The sequence below is a fragment of the Pseudomonas fluorescens genome, assembly GCF_019212185.1.
Classification (GTDB): Bacteria; Pseudomonadota; Gammaproteobacteria; order Pseudomonadales; family Pseudomonadaceae; genus Aquipseudomonas.
The window spans coordinates 5,217,991-5,239,205 of the sequence record NZ_CP078138.1; the positions used below are offsets into that span (position 1 = coordinate 5,217,991).

General features: G+C 61.4%; 14 protein-coding genes. 10 read left to right on the plus strand and 4 right to left on the minus strand.

Annotated elements, in window-relative coordinates; translation table 11 throughout:
- Window positions 1–6: 6 nt before the first annotated feature.
- The 3 genes from KW062_RS23380 to KW062_RS23390 all read right to left on the minus strand — a co-directional run bounded on the left by KW062_RS23380 (window position 7) and on the right by KW062_RS23390 (window position 2,943).
- Window positions 7–849 carry a hypothetical protein gene (locus KW062_RS23380; RefSeq protein ID WP_027619765.1) on the minus strand — a complete coding sequence of 281 codons (843 nt, stop codon included), beginning with the start codon at window positions 847–849 and terminating at the stop codon, window positions 7–9.
- A 93-nt stretch (window positions 850–942) separates the two neighbouring features.
- Window positions 943–1,950 (minus strand): NAD-dependent epimerase/dehydratase family protein, encoded by a 1,008-nt coding sequence (locus KW062_RS23385; RefSeq protein ID WP_105753898.1) that lies wholly within the window; start codon window positions 1,948–1,950, stop codon window positions 943–945.
- Window positions 1,951–2,043: 93 nt separating this feature from the next.
- Complete coding sequence (locus KW062_RS23390; protein ID WP_105753899.1) at window positions 2,044–2,943, minus strand: LysR family transcriptional regulator ArgP; 900 nt, start codon at window positions 2,941–2,943, stop codon at window positions 2,044–2,046.
- 95 nt (window positions 2,944–3,038) lie between these two features.
- Between KW062_RS23390 and KW062_RS23395 the strand changes: the two genes are divergently transcribed.
- From KW062_RS23395 to KW062_RS23415, 5 genes are all read left to right on the plus strand, one after another.
- Complete coding sequence (locus KW062_RS23395; RefSeq protein WP_105753900.1) at window positions 3,039–3,440, plus strand: ACT domain-containing protein; 402 nt, start codon at window positions 3,039–3,041, stop codon at window positions 3,438–3,440.
- A gap of 5 nt (window positions 3,441–3,445) precedes the next feature.
- Window positions 3,446–4,048 carry a LysE/ArgO family amino acid transporter gene (locus KW062_RS23400; protein WP_105753901.1) on the plus strand — a complete coding sequence of 201 codons (603 nt, stop codon included), beginning with the start codon at window positions 3,446–3,448 and terminating at the stop codon, window positions 4,046–4,048.
- A gap of 186 nt (window positions 4,049–4,234) precedes the next feature.
- Window positions 4,235–4,831, plus strand: a complete 597-nt coding sequence (locus KW062_RS23405; RefSeq protein WP_027619760.1) for a superoxide dismutase — start codon at window positions 4,235–4,237, stop codon at window positions 4,829–4,831.
- A gap of 340 nt (window positions 4,832–5,171) precedes the next feature.
- A complete protein-coding gene (locus KW062_RS23410; RefSeq protein ID WP_027619759.1) occupies window positions 5,172–7,223 on the plus strand; it encodes a putative bifunctional diguanylate cyclase/phosphodiesterase in 2,052 nt (683 codons plus the stop codon).
- 151 nt (window positions 7,224–7,374) lie between these two features.
- The gene (locus tag KW062_RS23415) at window positions 7,375–8,718 is read left to right on the plus strand and encodes an imelysin family protein (protein WP_027619758.1); all 1,344 of its coding nucleotides are present in this window, start codon (window positions 7,375–7,377) and stop codon (window positions 8,716–8,718) included.
- Between the two features lie 69 nt (window positions 8,719–8,787).
- On the opposite strand, the gene KW062_RS23420 is transcribed toward KW062_RS23415, so the two are convergent.
- On the minus strand, window positions 8,788–13,044 hold the full coding sequence (locus KW062_RS23420; protein ID WP_105753902.1) for a dermonecrotic toxin domain-containing protein: 4,257 nt from the start codon (window positions 13,042–13,044) through the stop codon (window positions 8,788–8,790).
- Window positions 13,045–13,242: 198 nt separating this feature from the next.
- Here KW062_RS23420 and KW062_RS23425 point away from each other — a divergent pair, with 198 nt between their 5' ends.
- From KW062_RS23425 to KW062_RS23445, 5 genes are all read left to right on the plus strand, one after another.
- Window positions 13,243–14,670, plus strand: a complete 1,428-nt coding sequence (locus KW062_RS23425; protein WP_105753903.1) for a di-heme oxidoreductase family protein — start codon at window positions 13,243–13,245, stop codon at window positions 14,668–14,670.
- Between the two features lie 45 nt (window positions 14,671–14,715).
- Window positions 14,716–15,780: an imelysin family protein gene (locus tag KW062_RS23430; protein WP_027619755.1), complete on the plus strand. Its 1,065-nt coding sequence runs from the start codon at window positions 14,716–14,718 to the stop codon at window positions 15,778–15,780.
- A gap of 14 nt (window positions 15,781–15,794) precedes the next feature.
- Complete coding sequence (locus KW062_RS23435) at window positions 15,795–16,892, plus strand: DUF1513 domain-containing protein (RefSeq protein WP_027619754.1); 1,098 nt, start codon at window positions 15,795–15,797, stop codon at window positions 16,890–16,892.
- Between the two features lie 101 nt (window positions 16,893–16,993).
- On the plus strand, window positions 16,994–18,145 hold the full coding sequence (locus KW062_RS23440; protein WP_027619753.1) for an efflux RND transporter periplasmic adaptor subunit: 1,152 nt from the start codon (window positions 16,994–16,996) through the stop codon (window positions 18,143–18,145).
- Window positions 18,146–18,158: 13 nt separating this feature from the next.
- Window positions 18,159–21,185: a multidrug efflux RND transporter permease subunit gene (locus KW062_RS23445; RefSeq protein WP_027619752.1), complete on the plus strand. Its 3,027-nt coding sequence runs from the start codon at window positions 18,159–18,161 to the stop codon at window positions 21,183–21,185.
- Window positions 21,186–21,215: the final 30 nt, after the last annotated feature.

Genomic DNA, 21,215 nt, shown 5'->3' on the forward strand with positions numbered 1-21,215 from the left:
AACAACTCAGGGCCGGGCGCTGAGTTGCTGCTGCAGGTTGCGGATCTGGGTCTGCAGGGTGGTGATGTTGCGCGTGACCTGGCCACGGAAAGCATCGAACTCAGCGACACTCGCGCCGCCTGACGACGGCGCTGGGCGGTTGTCCTGCTCGCTCTTGATCACTATCAGGTCCTGTTCCAGGCGCTCGATGGCGGCCGCTGGATTGCCCTGTTTTTTCAATGCGGCAACGTCAGCGCTCAGGCCCTTGAGCTCGGCCTCGACCTTGCTGGTATCGGCCGGCGTGCTCTTGAGGGTGGCCACTTCGGCGGCCAGCGTCTTGAGTTCGGCCTGCAGTTGGCTATTGAGGGCCCGTTGTTCGGTACTTTGCGCGCCGATCTGCGCCAGGCGCTTATCGAGATCAGTGGCTTGGCCGACAACACCCTGCTGTTGCTGGCTCTGCTCCAGCAACTGGCCCTCAAGGCGCTTGATCTGCAACTTCAGCGCTTCACTGTCGCTGCTCACGTTGGACTGACTGGCGACAACCTTGCCGGAAATATCCTGCAGGCGCCCGGCCGCTTCCTCACTGATGCGGGCGAAACTTTCCTGAGTCGCGACCAATTGCTGCTCCATCAGCGAGATCTGCTGGAAGCTCCACCAGGCCAAGCCGATGAACGCAAAGAACAGCGCACCGACCAGCGCCCACAACGGGCCGGTACTCGGACCCTTGACGTTGACCACTGGCACACTGCGCGCATGCACACTGGTGCGGTCACGCCCGGCGGTGCTGGGGAAATCGTCGTGATCGAAGCTGTCCGCGCGCAGGCTCGGAACATTGTCAAAATCGTCGTTGGTATCGTTACGCATGGACATGAGTCAACCTTTCCAAACCACAGTGATGGCTAAATGCGACGAGTATAAACCCTGAATTCGCCGCACTGATCGACCCCGAACCGACGACTCGGTTCAGTGTCCAGTCTGTCCGCCGATGTCCTGCGCTTTCCACCAGCCGCAGAATTCATCCAGTGCCGTCCACAAACTGACTTTCGGATCGTAGTCCAGATAATGCCGCGCGCGACTGATGTCCAGGGTGAAGTTTTTGTTCATGACCTGCATGCCCAGGCGCGACAAGGTCGGCTCGGGACGCCCCGGCCACAGCTTGCAGAAGCCCTCGTTCAACGCCGCCACACTGTAGGCCAGGCCATAACCGCGATACCGGGTAACCTGCGGCACCTGCATCTGGCGCATCACATAGTTGACCACGTCCCACAGCGGCACCGGCGCACCATTGCTGATGTTATAGACCTTGCCAAGGGCCGAGCCGGTGGCCAGCAGGCAACTGAGCATGGCTTCGTTAAGGTTCTGCACGCTGGTGAAATCGACCTTGTTCAGGCCATTGCCGACAATCGCCAGGCGGCCCTTGCGCTGCATTTTCAGCAGCCGCGGGAAGATGCTCATATCGCCAGCACCGGTGACGAAGCGCGGGCGCAAGGCCAGTACCTCCAGACCGAACTCCTGAGCGCCGAAGACTTTTTGCTCGGCCAGGTACTTGGTGGCGGCATAGGGATGCTTGAAGCGCTTGGGCACCTGCTCTTCAGTCAGCCCGAGGTGATTGCGGCCGTCGAAGTACACCGACGGCGACGACAGGTGCACCAGGCGCCGGACATTCTGCTTGAGACAGGCCTCGACCACGTTTTCGGTGACCAGCACGTTGCCCAGGTGAAAGTCCTGATAACGCCCCCAGACACCCACCGCGCCGGCGCAATGGACCACGGCATCGACATCGACACACAAATCGCGCACCAGTTGGCCATCGGTCAGGTCGCCGGGCACGAATTGCGCGCCACGGCGCACCAGGTGCTCGACGCTCTCGGCCCGGCGCCCGTTGACCCGCACGTCCAGGCCTTGCTCCAGGGCAAACCGGGCAAAGCGTCCACCAATAAAGCCGCTCGCGCCGGTGACCAGAATTTTCATGTATTGCTCCTAGGAAATCAGCGGCGAGCCTTTAGCTTCAAGCTGCAAGAAAAAAACGACGCAAGCGCTACCTTGCCGCTTGCAGCTTGACGCTCAAGGCTGCCCCAAAGGCACCAACCATTGGCGCGATGAGCGCACCAACTGATCGGTGAGCTGGCCAAGCAACTGGCCACCATTGCGCCAATGATGCCAGTACAGCGGCACATCGATGGGTTTATCTGGCAATAACTCGCGCAATTCGCCGCGCTGCACTTGTTGGCGAACCTGCAATTCAGGCACCAGGCCCCAGCCGAGGCCGGCCTCCGTCAGGCGGATAAAGCCTTCGGAGGACGGGCACAAATGGTGCTCGAAACCACCCTCGACACCCAGGGACGCCAGGTAACGGTGCTGCAAGAAGTCATCAGGCCCGAATACCAGCGCCGGTGTGCGAGCCAGTTGGTCGGCCTTGACCCCATCGGGAAAATGCCGGGCGATAAAGGCCGGGCTGGCCAGGGCGCGGTAGCGCATGGCCCCCAGCAACACGCTGCGGGCGCCGGCCACCGGGCGCTCACTGGCGCACAGACAGGCCGCCACTTCGCCGGCGCGCATGCGCTTGAGGCCGACGGTCTGGTCCTCCACCACGAGGTCCAGCAGCAGGTGTTGTTCGGCGCAGAAATCCCCCACCGCCTCGGCCCACCAGGTGGCCAGGCTGTCGGCGTTCAAGGCAATGCGCAGGCGCTCCGGCAAGCCCTCTTCATCCAGGGCCGGCACCAGGCTTTGCAGGTCGCGCTCCAGCAGGCGCACCTGCTGGACATGGTTGAGCAGGCGTCGGCCGATTTCGGTCGGGGCCGGTGGCGTCGCGCGCACCAGTACCGGGTGCCCGACCCGCGCTTCGAGCAATTTGATCCGCTGGGATATCGCCGACTGCGACAAGCCCAACACCTGGGCGGCCCGTTCGAAACCGGCCTGCTCGATCACCGCCGCCAGGGCCGAGAGCAATTTATAGTCGAACATCAGTTTTCCTAATGAGCAATCAGCACTATTGGTTTTTCTTATACAGCCTGAGATCGGAGAATAGCCAGCATCAACTCTTTATAAGGATCAGCGTCATGGCTGGTGAAACCTCTCTGACCATCCTGCTGCGCAGCATGAGTCCGCAACTCAATGACGGCGAGTACGTGTTCTGCACCGTCAAGGACGGGCAGGTGCCCCAGGGCTGCGAGATCATTGGCAGCTTTCGTGAGCGCGAAGGCCTGACCCTGATCCTCGAACGCCGCCAGGCCGAGCGGGCCGGCCTGAGCTTCGACTACCTGGCGGCGTGGATCACCCTCAACGTGCATTCGGCATTACAGGCGGTTGGCCTGACCGCCGCCTTCGCCACGGCGCTGGGTCAGGCCGGGATCAGTTGCAACGTGATTGCCGGCTACTACCACGACCACTTGTTTGTCGGCCTGGCCGACGCCGAGCGGGCTCTGTCGGTCCTGCGGCAATTGGCAGCGAACGCGGAGTAATCACTATGTGGCAAAGCTATGTAAATGGCCTATTGGTCGCAGCGGGGTTAATCATGGCGATCGGCACACAAAACGCCTTCGTCCTCGCCCAGAGCCTGCGCCGCGAGCACCATCTGCCGGTCGCCGCGTTGTGCGTACTGTGTGACGCGCTGCTGGTGGCCGCAGGGGTTTTCGGCCTGGCCACGGTACTGGCGCAGAACCCGACCTTGCTCGCCATTGCCCGTTGGGGCGGCGCGGCTTTCCTGCTCTGGTATGGCAGCCAGGCGCTACGCCGGGCTTGCTCGAAACAGAGCTTGCAACAGGGCGCGCAACAGACCGCTCGCTCATTGCGCGCGGTGCTGCTAAGCGCCCTCGCGGTGACCCTGCTCAATCCGCACGTGTATCTGGACACGGTGCTGCTGATCGGCTCCCTCGGTGCGCAACAGACCGAGCCAGGCGCCTATGTGGTCGGCGCGGCCAGTGCATCGCTGCTGTGGTTCTTCACCCTGGCCCTCGGTGCGGCATGGCTGGCACCGTGGTTGGCGCGGCCGAGCACCTGGCGGATTCTCGATCTGCTGGTGGCGGTCATGATGTTTGCCGTGGCCTTTGGCCTGATCACCTCGCAATAAGCCCCGTCGGATAATCGCAAAAGGCTCTGGAACCTCTATCCCACACAGTTGTTGCGTGGTTATGCCGCACCCCCGGTGCTATGATCCGAGACTTGCGCCGCAAAGAGTACAAACTCCCCGGCGCTTGTCTGGCCGCCCGTGATCGGCCTTGCGCCCACCGCAACTGACCTGATTAGGAGAATCACCATGGCTTTCGAATTGCCGCCACTGCCTTACGCACACGATGCACTGCAGCCGCACATTTCCAAGGAAACTCTGGAATTTCACCACGACAAGCACCACAACACCTACGTCGTGAACCTGAACAACCTGGTGCCAGGCACCGAGTTCGAAGGCAAGACTCTGGAAGAAATCGTCAAGACTTCCTCGGGTGGCATCTTCAACAACGCCGCTCAAGTATGGAACCACACCTTCTACTGGAACTGCCTGGCACCTAACGCCGGCGGCCAACCAACCGGCGCGCTGGCTGAAGCCATCAACGCAGCGTTCGGTTCGTTCGACAAGTTCAAGGAAGAATTCAGCAAGACTTCGATCGGCACCTTCGGTTCCGGCTGGGGCTGGCTGGTGAAAAAGGCTGACGGTTCCCTGGCCCTGGCCAGCACCATCGGCGCCGGCAACCCGCTGACCAACGGCGACACCCCGCTGCTGACCTGCGACGTCTGGGAACACGCCTACTACATCGACTACCGCAACGTGCGTCCAAAGTATGTGGAAGCGTTCTGGAACCTGGTCAACTGGAAGTTCGTGGCAGAGCAGTTCGAAGGCAAAACCTTCACCGCGTAAGCCTGGCTTGCAGTGAAAGAACCCGGCATTGCCGGGTTTTTTTATGCCTGTGGCGGTCCCGCCAATCCCTGTGTCGAAACAACCTGAAATCAGCTCTGCGCTTGCTCCGGCGCCACAGCCGTCTACCATCAACTTCACACAAATATTCTCCCCTCCCCCTCAAGTTGCAGGAGGTGCCGACCGACACACTACTAATAGGCTTCAATGACCGGTCAGCGCGACAATACGACCAGGCCCGGGCTAAAACCTGCATGGCTTGATTGCCCCTTTGACTGCCATCACGGGATTGCCAATACTCATGGCAACTTGACGTTACCCGCATGGAACAAGGAATTACCCTTTGAAGCTGGAACTCAAAAACAGCTTGTCGGTGAAGTTGCTACGGGTAGTGCTTCTGTCGGCATTGATCGTCGGTGTGGTCCTGAGCTGCGCACAGATCGTTTTCGATGCCTATAAAACCCGCCAGGCGGTAGCCAATGATGCCGAGCGCATCCTCGACATGTTCCGCGACCCCTCGACCCAGGCCGTCTACAGCCTCGATCGGGAAATGGGCATGCAAGTCATCGAGGGCCTGTTCCAGGACGACGCTGTACGAATGGCCTCCATCGGCCACCCCAATGAAACCATGCTCGCGGAAAAATCCCGCGAACTGCAGCATTCCGACAGCCGCTGGCTGACTGACCTGATACTGGGCAAGGAGCGCACCTTCACCACCCAACTGGTGGGTCGCGGGCCTTACAGCGAATACTACGGCGACCTGAGTATCACCCTCGACACCGCCACCTACGGTCAGGGATTCATCGTCAGCTCGGTCATCATCTTCATTTCCGGCGTGCTGCGGGCAATGGCCATGGGCTTGGTGCTGTACCTGGTCTATCACTGGCTGCTGACCAAACCCCTGTCGCGGATCATCGAGCACCTGACCAACATCAACCCGGACCGTCCCAGCGAACACAAGATTCCTCAGCTCAAGGGTCACGAGAAAAACGAACTGGGGCTGTGGATCAATACCGCCAACCAGTTGCTGGAGTCCATCGAGCGCAACACCCATTTGCGCCACGAGGCGGAAAACAGCCTGCTGCGCATGGCCCAGTACGACTTTCTCACCGGCCTTCCCAATCGCCAGCAATTGCAGCAGCAACTGGACAAGATCCTGGTGGATGCCGGGCGCCTGCAACGCCGGGTGGCGATCATTTGCGTCGGTCTGGATGACTTCAAGGGCATCAACGAACAATTCAACTACCAGACCGGCGACCAACTGTTGCTGGCCCTGGCCGATCGCCTGCGTGCCCACAGCGGCCGCCTCGGCGCCCTGGCACGCCTGGGCGGCGATCAGTTTCTGCTGGTCCAGGCCGATATCGAGCAACCCTACGAAGCTGCCGAACTGGCACAGGGTATTCTCGACGACCTGGAAACCCCCTTCGCCCTTGACCACCAGGAAATTCGCCTGCGCGCGACCATTGGCATCACCCTGTTCCCGGAGGATGGCGACAGCACCGAGAAGCTGTTGCAGAAAGCCGAACAGACCATGACCCTGGCGAAGATCCGCTCACGCAACCGCTATCAGTTCTATATCGCCAGCGTCGACAGTGAAATGCGCCGCCGTCGTGAGCTGGAAAAAGACCTGCGCGATGCGCTCAGACGCGAGCAGCTGTATCTGGTCTATCAACCACAGATCAGCTATCGCGACCACCGTGTGGTCGGCGTCGAGGCCCTGATCCGCTGGCAGCACCCCGAACACGGCATGGTGCCACCCGACCTGTTCATTCCGCTGGCGGAGCAGAACGGCACCATCATTGCCATTGGCGAGTGGGTCCTGGACCAGGCATGCCGACAGTTGCGTGACTGGCACGACCAGGGTTTCAGCGACCTGCGCATGGCCGTCAACCTGTCCACGGTGCAACTGCACCACGCCGAACTGCCGCGAGTGGTCAACAACCTGATGCAGATGTACCGCCTGCCGCCGCGCAGCCTGGAGCTGGAGGTCACTGAAACCGGCCTGATGGAGGATATCAGCACCGCCGCCCAGCACCTGCTCAGCCTGCGCCGCTCCGGCGCCCTGATCGCCATCGACGACTTCGGCACCGGCTACTCGTCCCTCAGTTACCTGAAAAGCCTGCCACTGGACAAGATCAAGATCGACAAGAGCTTCGTCCAGGACCTGCTGGATGACGATGACGACGCCACCATCGTTCGAGCCATCATCCAGTTGGGCAAGAGCCTAGGCATGCAAGTGATTGCCGAGGGCGTGGAAACCGCCGAGCAAGAGGCCTACATCATTGCCGAAGGCTGTCATGAAGGTCAGGGCTATCACTACAGCAAGCCGCTGCCAGCACGAGAATTGAGCGTCTACCTGAAACAGGCGCAACGCAGCAACGCCGCCATCCTGTGAAACGACGAGCTCGGTCGCCGGTTCATCCTCACGCTGAATAGGAAATATTTACAGGTACAACCCTTTACACATAATGCGAAAGATTTGCATTATGTCGCAGTTTTGCGCGCCCTCGCGCCTGTCCATCATCTCCCGAAGCAGGATGTTCGCCATGATTCGTATGCCTCTGGCTACCGCCAGTTTGCTGGCCATCGCTATTTCCCTCGCCGGTTGCGGCGAAGGCAAAGACAAGGCTGCTGCTCCACAAGCGCCGACTCCGGCCGCCACTACCACTGCCCCGGCGGCCCCGGCTGCGGCTGGTAAAGTCGACGAAGCCGCTGGCAAAGCCGTTGTCGCGCATTACGCCGACATGGTCTTCGCCGTCTACAGCGATGCCGAATCCACCGCGAAAACCCTGCAAACCGCAATCGACGCTTTCCTCGCCAAGCCGAACGACGAAACCCTGAAAGCCGCCAAGGCCGCCTGGGTTGCCGCACGCGTTCCGTACCTGCAGAGCGAAGTGTTCCGCTTCGGCAACACCATCATCGACGATTGGGAAGGTCAGGTTAACGCCTGGCCACTGGACGAAGGCCTGATCGACTACGTCGACAAGACCTACGAGCACGCCCTGGGCAACCCGGCTGCCAGCGCCAACATCATCGCCAACACCGAAGTGCAGGTTGGCGAAGACAAGGTCGACGTCAAGGACATTACCCCTGAGAAACTCGCCAGCCTGAACGAGCTGGGCGGTTCCGAGGCGAACGTTGCCACTGGCTACCACGCCATCGAATTCCTGTTGTGGGGCCAGGACCTCAACGGCACCGGCCCGGGTGCTGGCGCCCGTCCGGCTTCGGACTACCTGGAAGGTGCCGGTGCCACCGGCGGCCACAACGAGCGCCGTCGCGCCTACCTGAAAGCGGTGACCCAACTGCTGGTCAACGACCTGGAAGAAATGGTCGGCAACTGGAAGCCAGACGTAGCCGACAACTACCGCGCCACCCTGGAAGCCGAGCCAGCCGAAACCGGCCTGCGCAAAATGCTCTTCGGCATGGGCAGCCTGTCGCTTGGCGAACTGGCTGGCGAGCGCATGAAGGTTTCCCTGGAAGCCAATTCGCCTGAAGACGAGCAGGACTGCTTCAGCGACAACACCCACAACTCGCACTTCTACGACGCCAAGGGCGTGCGTAACGTCTACCTGGGCGAATACACCCGTGTCGACGGCACCAAGATGACCGGCGCCAGCCTGTCGTCGCTGGTGGCCAAGGCCGATCCGGCTGCCGACACTGCCCTCAAGGCAGACCTGGCCGCTACCGAAGCCAAGCTGCAGGTCATGGTCGACCACGCCAACAAAGGCGAGCACTACGACCAACTGATCGCCGCGGGCAACACCGCCGGCAACCAGATCGTACGTGACGCCATCGCCTCCCTGGTCAAGCAGACGGCTTCGATCGAACAGGCGGCCGGCAAACTGGGGATCAGCGACCTGAACCCGGACAACGCCGATCACGAGTTCTGATCACACCGGTTTCACCCGCTGAATAAAAATGCCCCGACTGGTTCGGGGCATTTTTTTGTGCGCAATACGTTAGATCCGGAACATGAAGATGCTCGCTCGCGCATCTGGCGCGGGAAGATGAGCGCCGCCGACAAGCTGCACAAAATTGTCGCTGGCTTGCGCCCGCGTGATCAGTGTTTGCGTCCAGGCATCCATCAACTCGAGCCTGGGTGCTACCTGATAGGGCCCTTCAACCCATCCGTTGTATGCCTTGCGCAGAGACAACCAGAACAACTTGTCGCTACCCGGACGCCTGAACAGCAATTCACCGGGCTGACTGAAACCCGCGACCATTTGGTAGTGGTTGACCACCAGTCGCTCGACCATCAGCGCCTTCAGCCCGTTATCGATTGGCGACGCCATGACGCCATGCAGCAACGCCTGCACGCCATCGGTACGAAAACTCAGGCAGTGGTAAAGAGAGGGCACACTCTCCAGTTGCCAGATCCCGGCGGCATTCGTACGTGTCAGCGGCAGCAGGGACAGGGGGTCGCCGAGCACGGGGATCGTTGGCACAGACAACGAACGCCAACTCTGCAGGGTGCGCTGGATCGCGGCGATGCCCCAGACCGTCAAGCCCGAAGGGTTACCCAGGTTGAATAGCACGTTGGCAATCTGCACCTGCGTGCTATGGCTAAAGGTCGGAAATGCGTCTGCCACATAGCTGGCCAGGGTCTTCTCGAAGGACAACTCCAGTGCGTGCACCCAGCGCGACAGCGGCGTGTCGAACGTTGCCAGTCTTGGCTGGCGGAAGAGATCGGCACCGAGCATCTGCTCGAACGCCACGAAGCTATCGAGGGGCATGCCCGGCTCATGCATCAGTATTACCCCGCTATTGATGTCTGCCCCCGCGGGCAGGATCGGGAAATAGCGCTGATCGATTTTGACGTATTCGCGGCCGATCAGTTGCTGATCCCCGACAATACGCCGATAAATCCCTTGCTCAGGATTGAGCAAACGCAGTTGGGCTGGATCCATCGCCTGTCCCCAATCGACAAATTGCTCGTTGGCAGGACGGGCTGGACGCGTAGGCACCGGGGCTGGCCGGCTGGGGCCGGGGACCGGCTCGAGGGGCGTGGCGGGAAGATTTTCGCGAACCACACCCCCGCCACTGAAGTCTGGCGCCAGGTCCAGGCCCCTGAGGCGCAATTGCAGGCGCTCGGGGCTGACCATCAGATAGCTGTCGAACATCTCCAGGGTCCGACGGGCGCGCAAATAATGGACCAGGCTCAGGCCGAACTCCATTTCGCGTCCCCTGGGAAACATAAAGGACTCAAACACGCGTCGGGCCTGAAACTCGTCCAGCGAAGGGTAAAGATCCCTGAGGGCGCGCTCAGGAGAAAGACCACCCCGTGCCGGCGCATCCGGGTGCGTGCCGATCTCCCAGCGACCGGCCGCGTTTCGACGGATCGGTGAATAGTGATACTGGACAGGCTTGCGCGCGTCACGCACACGCCAGGCTTCTTCAAAGCCTTCATCAAGGATCGAGTACCAATGATCGGCGTCCTTGAGAAAGTACTGCCGGGTCCCCTCCACTTTCGCCGTTCGATAATGGATACCTTTGTCCTCCCAGCCTGGCAAGGGAGTCACTCCCTGGGGTCGTTTGCCCAGGGCCATTTCCGGGTTCAGCCGGCGTGCCGCTGACGCCACCTTCACCGCTGCGAGGGGTTTCGCCCCAACAATGCCCTTGCCGACCGCACCATCGACCAGCGCCCCGGTAAATTCACCCAATGCACGCACGACGTAGTGGGCGGTAGCGGAGCGATCGCCGACTTTCCCGGCTTCGATGGCGTTGAATACGGCAAACAGACTGCGGGCCAGACCGATGGGCAAGGTCACGCGAATCGGCAGGACCAGGGTCACCACGTCCAGGACGATATCGCCGATGGTCAGGCCGGTTTCGACATCGGTCTGACCGGTCGTGGTGGTTTGGGCTGCCGCGTCATTGATCGCAAAATTGGCCTCGGTCTCGTAGCCCTCTTCGAAAAGGTTTTGTCCGATCCTGACAAGATTGACCACCGAGACGTCCCCCCGCCCCTGCATCGAAGCCCGGACCTGAGGTTGAAACGCCAGCGCCACCCGAGCGACCAGATAGTAGCGCCAGAGACTGTTGTGCACTAGCGCCTGCATCAAGTCCTCCCTGGCGTACTCGTGGAACACCCGGCCATCGGGCGCCTGCGGGGTGTACACCACGACGCTGCCACCACCCTGGGTCGCGGTGGAAAACAGCAATACGCCACGGACCCGCTGTCCGCGTATGTGCAGGCACTGCACGATGATCCGGTGACCTTCGACCGCTACCCGCTGATGATTGTCGACGGGATGGTCCAGCACGGCCTTGACCCAGTGGTAGCCGCGCGCTAATCGATCCGGTGCAAAGTCACCGGCGATCTTCGCTTCGATGAGATCAAGGCGTAGTTGCAAGGCCATGAGTCGGGCAAACGTATGCTTGCGCAGGGTCGCCGCTTCTGAGGTGGTCAAGTGTTCGGACAAAAAATCCCGATAGGTTTGACCGACATTGACTCGACGCACGAGGTCCTTGACCTGCTCCACGCTCAGGTCCTGGTAAACAGGCCTGCCTGCAACCGGATTGAGGTTCGGCGACAGTGGGATACCGGCGGGCCTTGAGCGGCTTTCGGCTTTCAGGGTCAACGTGGAGAAGTTGCTGAAATTGAAATCCAGCCCAGCGACATTTTCCAGGGCCAGTTCAGTCAATGTCCGTGAACGATACTTGCGCGGCGCCCCCCGAGGCTCGGTGATAGTTGAGCCGTGGGCTCCGGGCGCATAGGTCACCGCAGCAATATCGGGTTCCGACGTGGTGACCAGAATGTTATCCGGGTCCACCGTCACCCCATACTCGGACTCGAGCACGGCGCGCAGCTGGCGATTGCTGTAGATCAACAAGGAGCGCCGATCACTGAACTGGCTGAGCGACGGAAGGCCTTCGGGATCAGGCAGATGAGCCAATGCCTCAGCATAGTCGGTGAATGCACTGACCCAGGCTGTTTTGTCGCCATCAGAGGCGCTGCCAAGGAACGTCTGCAGGGCCGCCAACGTGCGCTTTTGCTGCCGCGCCTGAAGAACACTGCCGACGTTGAATACGCGCTGCAGGTCGCTGACCCGATCCAGCGCGCGTGGCAAGTCCGTCATGTCGGCGTGAACGCCCCGCGCCTGGTAGCGGGCAATAGCCGATGCCGCGTTATCGCGAATCAACAGGCACTGTGATTCGATCGTGAAGGAGAAAGGCGAATCGAGGCGCTCCAGATAGCGCACCTTGCCGCTCGACGACGCGCTGCGAGCCAGGGTCGATACAGCGTTCTGGTCCTTGTCGGCCACCCATTGCAGCAAACCCAGGCACTCTAGGGGATCGCCGAGCCGTCGATGCAACTCGCGATCAAGACTGGCCAGCGAGTCAAATGCTTCCAGGCCCCGATCAGGAATAAACAGCAGTACCCGCCCTGCGTTGGCGTTCGGTTCAATGGGGCGAACCACGGGGGCAACCGGGCCGGTCTCCCAGCCCTCCTGGGCGTCCTGCGGATCACGGGCAGTGAGCACAACAGCGCCCTGCAAGGGGATCACAGAGGCGTCGTCCGCCCCAAGCCCCAGGCCATAGACGCAGGGCCGCAAGCGTCTGAGCCGCTGTCGGGCCACGGCATCCGGGTATTGCAGCACAGTCTCGAGCAGTGTTTGTGCATCGCTGTCGAGCAGGCCATCGAGCTTGAGTAGCGCACATTCGGTCTTCATCTGCTCACGCCGGAGCTCCTCCAGCCATTGCTGGCGGGGTCGGGTGTCGCTCGAACTGAGTGGATTGCTCCAATAGCGCTGCAGGTACAAGCCGTAGTGCAGCGAAAAGTCGTGGGCCAGCCGATCGAGAAAAGCGTCGAATTGCGCCGCATCAAGGTCGGTATAACGCTCGAGTGCGGAGCCGCCGGCAGGCACCCTGTAAAACACCGTCACGCGCTCGGCATAGTTGGCGGGCTCGGAGCTGACGATACGCCGCACGGCGGCATCCATCAGACTCGGCAGCAGGGACGAGACGGATATGGCTTGGGGTTGCTCGCCGGATTGGACAAAGCAATGCAGCAGCTGCAAACCCGGCGCCAGGTCGGCAAACGCCTCGTCGCAACGCTGTTGCACGAAGGCGTGGAACGTCGGCTGTAGCGCTAACTGCTCAGTCACCTCAGTGTCCAATGCCGAGAGTGTTTTGCGCAGGGCTGCCTGCGCCGGATTGTCCCGCTTATCGATCTGCTCGCGCAGGTGTGAAGGCGGTAGGAACTCAGTAAACATGGCGATACTCGATAATGATGGCTCGAGCCGCATCCTCACGTCAGGGCGAGCGCCATGTGGGGTAGATATGTAGGGACGAATGCAACGCACCTCCCCCCAAACCCGCTAACGGTCAAGCAAACGCTAATTCCTCTTATTCAAAGTCCCACGCCCTGTTAGACTTTGCGCCCTTGTTTTGCTCGTTTCTCAGGATCTCTGATGCCCTCGTTGCTTCTTCGCTTGTCCGCACCGCTGCTGGCGCTGGGCCTGAGTGCCTGCGATGACGCCTCGCGCTTCACCAAGGCTGAAATTGGCGAGGCCCGCTCTGCGGGGGCGGCGACGGTGTACAAGTTCGATCAGAACGCGTTTTCCCTGCCGTCGGCCAACCTGTCGCCAATCCGCCGCCTGGATTTCAGCGTCGGCAACAGCTTTTTCCACAATCCCTGGGTGATCGCCCCGGCGACGACCACGGCGCGCGACGGCCTGGGCCCGCTGTTCAATACCAACGCGTGCCAGAACTGCCACATCAGGGACGGCCGCGGTCACCCGCCGGCACCCGATGCCTATAGTGCCGTGTCGATGCTGGTGCGCCTGTCGATCCCCAATGACCCGGCCTACGCCAAGGTCATCGAGCAGCAGGGTGTGGTCCCGGAACCGGTCTACGGCGGACAGCTGCAGGACATGGCCGTGCCCGGCGTCACCCCGGAGGGCAAGGTACGCGTCGACTATGAGCCGCAGATCGTGCGCTTCAAGGACGGCACCGAAGTCGAGTTGCGCAAACCCACCCTGGTGTTGACCCAACTGGGTTATGGCCCGATGCACCCGGACACGCGCTTCTCCGCGCGTATCGCCCCACCGATGATCGGCCTCGGCCTGCTGGAGTCCATCAGCGAGACGGACATCCTCGCTAACGCCGACCCGCAGGACAAGGACCGGAATGGCATCAAGGGCCGGCCCAACATGGTCTGGGATGACGCGCAACAAAAGACTGTACTCGGACGCTTTGGCTGGAAAGCCGGGCAACCGAACCTCAATCAGCAAAACGTCCACGCGTTTTCCGGCGACATGGGCCTGACCACCAGCCTGCGGCCTTTCGATGACTGCACCGAGGCCCAGGTCGACTGCCGCCAGGCGCCTAACGGCAATGGCCCGAAAGGCGAACCGGAAGTCAGCGACAACATCCTGCGCCTGATGCTGATCTACGCTCGCAACCTGGCCGTACCGGCCCGCCGCGATGTCGACGCGCCCCAGGTCCTGGCTGGCAAGACCCTGTTTTTCCAGGCCGGTTGCCAGTCCTGCCACACCCCGAAATTCACCACCTCTGCCGAGGCCGTCGAACCTGAACTGGCCGATCAGGAAATTCGCCCCTACACCGATTTGCTGCTGCACGACATGGGTGAAGGCCTGGCGGACAACCGCAGCGAGTACCTGGCTACCGGACGTGACTGGCGCACGCCACCGCTGTGGGGCATTGGCCTGACACAAACGGTCAGCGGCCACACCCAGTTCTTGCATGATGGCCGCGCCCGCAATTTGCTCGAAGCCGTGCTCTGGCATGGCGGCGAAGCCCAGGCGGCGCAGCAACAGGTTTTGGCTTTCAATGCCGAGCAGCGCGCTGCGTTGTTGGCATTTCTGAATTCGCTCTAGACATCTTTCCCATACGCTTGACCCCATTTTCATAGGGAGCCCGACATGTTTCGTCCCAAGTTGTTATTCACCAGCCTCGCCGCCCTCGCCCTCGGCGCCTGCGCGCCGCAAGACCCGCAAGCCGTGACCTCGGCGGCGATCGCCAAACAAGTGATCCTGCCGACCTACAGCCGCTGGGTCGACGCCGACCGGCAATTGGCTGTGAGTGCCCTGGCCTATTGCGAAGGAAAGTCTGACCTGGCGACCGCCCGCGCCGACTTCCTCCACGCGCAAAAAGCCTGGGCGGAGCTGCAACCGCTGCTGGTCGGCCCGCTGGCCGAGGGCAATCGTTCCTGGCAGGTGCAGTTCTGGCCGGACAAGAAAAACCTGGTGGGCCGTCAGGTCGAGCAACTGCTCACCGCACAACCGCAGATCGATGCCGCCGCGCTGGCCAAATCCAGCGTCGTGGTTCAAGGCCTGTCGGCCTACGAGTACATTCTGTTCGATGAAAAGAGCAACGTGGCCGATGCCGCGCAGAAAGCCCGTTACTGCCCACTGCTGACCGCCATTGGCGAGCGTCAGAAGCTGCTGGCCGAAGAAATCCTCGCCAGTTGGAACAGCACCGACGGCATGCTGGCGCAGATGACCAAGTTCCCTAACCAGCGTTACGCCGACTCCCACGAAGCCATCGCCGATCTGCTGCGGGCCCAGGTCACCGCCCTGGACACCCTGAAGAAAAAGCTCGGTACGCCGATGGGCCGCCAAAGCAAGGGCATCCCGCAACCGTTCCAGGCTGACGCATGGCGCAGCCAGTCGTCGCTGCAAAGCCTGCAGGCCAGTCTGGCGGCGGCACAAACGGTTTGGGTCGGGGTCGACAACAAAGGCCTGCGCGGCCTGTTGCCGGCTGAGCAGAAGCCCTTGGCGGACAAGATCGATGCCGCGTACGCTGCCTCGCTGAAACTGTTCGACAGCAGCCAGCGCTCGTTGACCGAAATGCTCAACGATGATGCCGGCCGCCAGCAGCTCAACGATATCTATGACAGCCTCAACGTCGTCCACCGCCTGCACGAAGGCGAGTTGGCCAAGGCGCTGGGCATTCAACTGGGCTTCAATGCCAACGACGGTGACTGATGAGGGTTAGCGCGATGTTGCGACGCCAGGCTCTGACTTTCGGCAGTGTGTTGCTCGGTGCGGTGACGCTGGGTGGCTGGAAGCTGCTCAAGCACAAGGACCTGGGGCCGTTGCTGTTGTCGGCGCGGGACGACAGCGACGGCAAGCATTACGCCGTGGGCTACCGCCTGGACGGCACCCGGGTGTTTGCCACCGAAGTCGGTCAGCGCTGCCACGACATCATTAATCACCCTGAACTGCCCATCGCCCTGTTCGTCGCCCGGCGCCCGGGGACCGAAAGCTATCTGGTGGACCTGCGCGATGGCACGCTACTGCAGACGTTGGTCTCGCGCCCCAACCGGCATTTTTATGGCCATGCGGTGATTCACAAGGACGGTGAGTTTCTGTACGCCACAGAAAACGACACCACCGACCCCGGTCGCGGCCTGCTGGGCGTGTACCGCTTCGAAGGTGAGCGCCTGGTTCACAGCGGCGAAATCTCCACCCACGGCATTGGTCCGCATCAGGTGTCATGGATGCCCGACGGCGAAACCCTGGTGGTGGCCAACGGTGGCATTCGTACCGAAGCCGAAAGCCGGATCGAGATGAACCTTGACGCAATGGAACCGAGCCTGGTGCTGATGCAGCGCGATGGCACCCTGCTGAGCAAGGAAACCCTCGGCCAACAGATGAACAGTGTGCGGCATATGGGCATTGCCAGCGACGGCACCATCGTCACCGGCCAGCAGTTCATGGGCCCGTCCCACGAATCCTCCGAATTACTGGCGATCAAGCGCCCGGGCCAACCCTTCGTCGCGTTCCCGGTCGACGAGCATCAGTTGCAGGCCATGGGGCACTACACCGCCAGCGTCGCGGTCCATAGTGAACTGCGCCTGGTGGCGTTGACGGCGCCCCGGGGCAACCGGTTTTTCATCTGGGACCTGGACAGCGGCGAGATCAAGCTCGATGCACCGTTGCCCGATTGCGCCGGGGTCGGCGCGGTGACCGACGGTTTTGTCGTGACATCCGGTCAAGGCCGCTGCCGTTTCTACGATTGCCGCCAGGCACCGCTCATGGCCAAGCCGTTGGATTTGCCCGCAGGGCTCTGGGACAACCATCTGCATCTGATTTGAATGGGCATGGCCCGGATCGCCCGGGCCAGTCACTGGAATCGCTGGCACACTGGTAGTAATGTGCCGCCTGTCTCGCCTGATTTTTTCCAAGGAAGTGGAATATGCTGCGTCGCCGCATGCTGATCATGTTGGGGGTTGTGCTGCTGATCGTGCTGATCCTGGGGGGCTATAAAGCCTTTTCCATCTATCAGATGATCCAGACCTTCTCGGTCCCGAAACCGCCGGAGAGTGTGGCGGTGGTCACGGCCAGCGAACGCCCGTGGCAAGTGCGCCTGCCCTCAGTGGGCACCCTCAAGGCGCTGCAAGGGGTCGACCTGAGCCTGGAAGCCACCGGCACCGTGACCGACGTGCAATTCAAATCCGGGCAGCAGGTCAGGCAAGGCCAGTCGCTGGTGCAACTCGACAACGCCGTGGAAAGCGCTCTATTGGAAACCGCCAAGGCCGACCTCGGCCTGGCGCAGCTGGACTTCGGTCGCGGCAGCCAACTGGTGGGCAGCAGCGCCATCTCCAAGGGCGAGTACGACCGGCTCAATGCGCAACTGGCGCGCAACAAGGCCATCGTCAATCAACTCAAGGCTTCGCTGGCGAAAAAACACATCACCGCCCCCTTCAGCGGCACCATCGGTATTCGCCAGGTCGATGTCGGCGACTACCTGGCCAGCGGCACGGTGATCGCCACTTTGCAAGATCTCAGCAGCCTGTACGTCGACTTCTTCATCCCGGAACAGTCGGTGCCGAAGATTGCCCTGGGCCAGCCGGTCAACATCAGCATTGCCGCCTACCCCGAGCAGAATTTCCCGGGCACCATCAGCGCCATCAACCCGAAAGTCGAGGAAACCACGCGCAACGTGCTGGTGCGCGCGACCCTGAGCAACCCCGACGGCAAACTACTGCCCGGTATGTTCGCCAGCCTGCAAGTGCTGCTGCCCGATCCGCAGAACAAGATCGTGATTCCGGAAAGTGCCGTGACCTACACCCTGTACGGCAACTCGCTGTACGTGGTCGCACAGAAAAAAGACGCCGAGGGCAAGCCCGAGAAAGACGACAAGGGTCAGCCAATCCTGATCGCCGAGCGCCGCTTCATCGAAACCGGCGAACGCCGCGAGGGCCTGGTGCTGATCAACAAGGGTGTGCAGAGCGGCGAGCAGGTTATCAGCGCCGGCCAGATCAAAATCGACAACGGCATGCACATCGTCGTCAGCCCGGACAAAAATCTGCCGGCCGATCAGAACAGTCAGCCAAGCGCGGACTGATCAAGGAATTACCATGGCATTTACCGACCCGTTCATTCGTCGCCCGGTGCTCGCCACCGTGGTCAGCCTGCTGATCGTATTGCTGGGATTCCAGGCCTGGAGCAAGCTGCCGCTGCGCCAGTACCCGCAGATGGAAAACGCCCTGATCACCGTGACCACGGCGTATCCCGGGGCCAACGCCGAAACCATTCAGGGCTACATCACCCAACCCCTGCAGCAAAGCCTGGCCAGTGCCGAAGGCATCGACTACATGACTTCGGTCAGTCGACAGAACTTCTCGGTGATTTCGATCTATGCGCGGATCGGCGCCAACAGCGACCGGCTGTTCACCGAATTGCTGGCCAAGGCCAACGAGGTCAAGAACAAGCTGCCTCAGGATGCCGAAGACCCGGTGCTGAGTAAGGAGGCGGCGGACGCCTCGGCGCTGATGTACATCAGCTTCTTCAGCAAGGACTTGAGCAACCCGCAGATCACCGACTATCTGTCGCGGGTCATCCAGCCCAAGCTGGCGACCTTGCCGGGCATGGCCGAAGCCGAAATCCTCGGCAACCAGGTGTTCGCCATGCGCCTGTGGCTAGACCCGGTGAAACTGGCAGGCTTTGGCCTGAGCGCCAGCGACGTGAGCAACGCGGTGCGCCGCTACAACTTTCTCTCGGCCGCCGGTGAGGTCAAGGGCGAGTATGTGGTCACCAGCGTCAACGCCAATACCGAGCTGAAAACCGCCGAAGCCTTCGCCGCCATCCCGCTGAAAGTCGACGGCGACAGCCGGGTGCTGCTCAGCGACGTGGCGCGAGTGGAAATGGGCGCGGAAAACTACGACACCATCAGCTCCTTCGGCGGCACCCCGTCGGTGTACATCGGGATCAAGGCCACGCCGGCGGCCAACCCGTTGGACGTGATCAAGGAAGTGCGCAAGCTGATGCCGGAACTGGAGTCCCAGCTGCCGCCCAACCTCAAGGCAGAAATTGCCTACGACGCGACCCTGTTCATCCAGGCCTCCATCAACGAGGTAGTGAAAACCCTGTTCGAAGCCGTGCTGATCGTGATCGTCGTGGTGTTCCTGTTTCTCGGCGCGCTGCGTTCGGTGGTGATCCCGGTGGTGACCATTCCACTGTCGATGATCGGCGTGATGTTCTTCATGCAACTGATGGGCTACTCGATCAACCTCCTGACCCTGCTGGCCATGGTGCTGGCGATCGGCCTAGTGGTGGACGATGCCATCGTGGTGGTGGAGAACATCCACCGGCATATCGAGGAAGGCAAGACGCCGTTTGACGCGGCGCTGGAGGGCGCGCGGGAAATCGCCCTGCCGGTGGTCTCGATGACCATCACCCTGGCGGCGGTGTATGCCCCTATCGGCTTCCTCACCGGCCTGACCGGGGCCTTGTTCAAGGAGTTCGCCCTGACCCTGGCCGGCGCCGTAGTGATTTCCGGGATCGTCGCCCTGACCTTGTCGCCGATGATGTGTGCCTACCTGCTGCGTCATGATCAGAACCCGTCGGGCCTGGCCCATCGTCTGGACCTGATCTTCGAAGGACTCAAGCGCCGCTACCAGCGCATGCTCCACGGCACCTTGAATACCCGGCCGGTGGTGCTGGTGTTCGCAGTGATCGTGCTGTGCCTGATTCCAGTGCTGCTCAAGTTCACCAAGTCGGAGCTGGCGCCAGATGAGGACCAGGGCATTATTTTCATGATCGCCAACGCCCCACAGCCGACCAACCTCGATTACCTGAACACCTACACCGACGAATTCATCGCGATCTTCAAGGAGTTCCCCGAGTATTACTCCTCCTTCCAGATCAACGGTTTCAACGGCGTGCAATCGGGTATCGGCGGCTTCCTGCTCAAGCCTTGGAACGAGCGCAGCCGTACCCAGATGGCAATCCTGCCGGAGGTGCAAAGCAAGCTGTCGCAAATCGCCGGCCTGCAAATCTTCGGCTTCAACCTGCCCTCGCTGCCGGGCACGGGCGAAGGCCTGCCGTTCCAGTTCGTGGTCAATACCGCCAACGACTACGAGGCGTTGCTGGCGGTGGTTGACCGGATCAAGAAACGTGCAATGGAGTCGGGAAAATTTGCTTTTGTCGACATCGACCTGGCCTTCGACAAACCGGAAGTAGTGGTCGATATCGACCGGGCCAAGGCGGCGCAGATGGGCGTCTCGATGCTCGACCTCGGCACCACGCTGGCGACCTTGCTGGCTGAAGCCGAGATCAACCGATTCACTATCGAAGGCCGCAGCTACAAGGTCATCGCCCAAGTCGAGCGCACCTACCGGGACAATCCGGATTGGCTGAACAACTACTACGTGAAAAACGCCAAGGACGAGTTACTGCCGCTGTCGACCCTGATCACCGTCACCGACCGCGCACGACCGCGCCAACTCAACCAGTTCCAGCAGCTCAATTCGGCGATCCTCTCGGGTTTCCCGGTGGTGAGCATGGGGGAGGCGATTGAAACCGTGCGCCAGATAGCCCAGGAAGAAGCCCCGCCCGGCTTCGCCTTCGACTACGCCGGTGCCTCACGCCAGTTCGTTCAGGAAGGCGCTGCGCTGTGGGTGACCTTCGCCCTGGCTTTGGCGATCATTTTCCTGGTACTGGCGGCGCAGTTCGAGAGTTTCCGCGATCCGCTGGTGATCCTGGTGACGGTCCCGCTGTCGATTTGCGGCGCCTTGATCCCGCTGTTCCTCGGCTGGTCGAGCATGAACATCTACACCCAGGTGGGCCTGGTGACGCTGATCGGCCTGATCAGCAAACACGGGATTCTGATCGTCGAGTTCGCCAACCAGTTGCGCAAGGACAAGGGCCTGACGCCCCGCGAGGCGGTGGAAGAAGCGGCGGCGATCCGCCTGCGCCCGGTACTGATGACTACCGCCGCCATGGTGTTCGGCATGGTGCCGCTGATCCTCGCCACGGGCGCTGGTGCAGTCAGTCGCTTCGACATCGGCATGGTGATCGCGACAGGGATGTCCATCGGCACCCTGTTCACCCTGTTCGTGCTGCCCTGCGTCTACACCTTCCTGGCTAAACCCGACAAAGCCTGAAGGCACCCTCTGGAAAAGCTGCACCAACGA

What these genes read in the sequence shown, in the direction of transcription:
- KW062_RS23380 (WP_027619765.1), bottom strand. Translation starts at nt 849, where the DNA reads ATGTCCATGCGTAACGATACCAACGACGATTTTGACAATGTTCCGAGC.
- KW062_RS23385 (WP_105753898.1), bottom strand. Translation starts at nt 1,950, where the DNA reads ATGAAAATTCTGGTCACCGGCGCGAGCGGCTTTATTGGTGGACGCTTT.
- KW062_RS23390 (WP_105753899.1), bottom strand. Translation starts at nt 2,943, where the DNA reads ATGTTCGACTATAAATTGCTCTCGGCCCTGGCGGCGGTGATCGAGCAG.
- KW062_RS23395 (WP_105753900.1), top strand. Translation starts at nt 3,039, where the DNA reads ATGGCTGGTGAAACCTCTCTGACCATCCTGCTGCGCAGCATGAGTCCG.
- KW062_RS23400 (WP_105753901.1), top strand. Translation starts at nt 3,446, where the DNA reads ATGTGGCAAAGCTATGTAAATGGCCTATTGGTCGCAGCGGGGTTAATC.
- KW062_RS23405 (WP_027619760.1), top strand. Translation starts at nt 4,235, where the DNA reads ATGGCTTTCGAATTGCCGCCACTGCCTTACGCACACGATGCACTGCAG.
- KW062_RS23415 (WP_027619758.1), top strand. Translation starts at nt 7,375, where the DNA reads ATGATTCGTATGCCTCTGGCTACCGCCAGTTTGCTGGCCATCGCTATT.
- KW062_RS23420 (WP_105753902.1), bottom strand. Translation starts at nt 13,044, where the DNA reads ATGTTTACTGAGTTCCTACCGCCTTCACACCTGCGCGAGCAGATCGAT.
- KW062_RS23425 (WP_105753903.1), top strand. Translation starts at nt 13,243, where the DNA reads ATGCCCTCGTTGCTTCTTCGCTTGTCCGCACCGCTGCTGGCGCTGGGC.
- KW062_RS23430 (WP_027619755.1), top strand. Translation starts at nt 14,716, where the DNA reads ATGTTTCGTCCCAAGTTGTTATTCACCAGCCTCGCCGCCCTCGCCCTC.
- KW062_RS23435 (WP_027619754.1), top strand. Translation starts at nt 15,795, where the DNA reads ATGTTGCGACGCCAGGCTCTGACTTTCGGCAGTGTGTTGCTCGGTGCG.
- KW062_RS23440 (WP_027619753.1), top strand. Translation starts at nt 16,994, where the DNA reads ATGCTGCGTCGCCGCATGCTGATCATGTTGGGGGTTGTGCTGCTGATC.
- KW062_RS23445 (WP_027619752.1), top strand. Translation starts at nt 18,159, where the DNA reads ATGGCATTTACCGACCCGTTCATTCGTCGCCCGGTGCTCGCCACCGTG.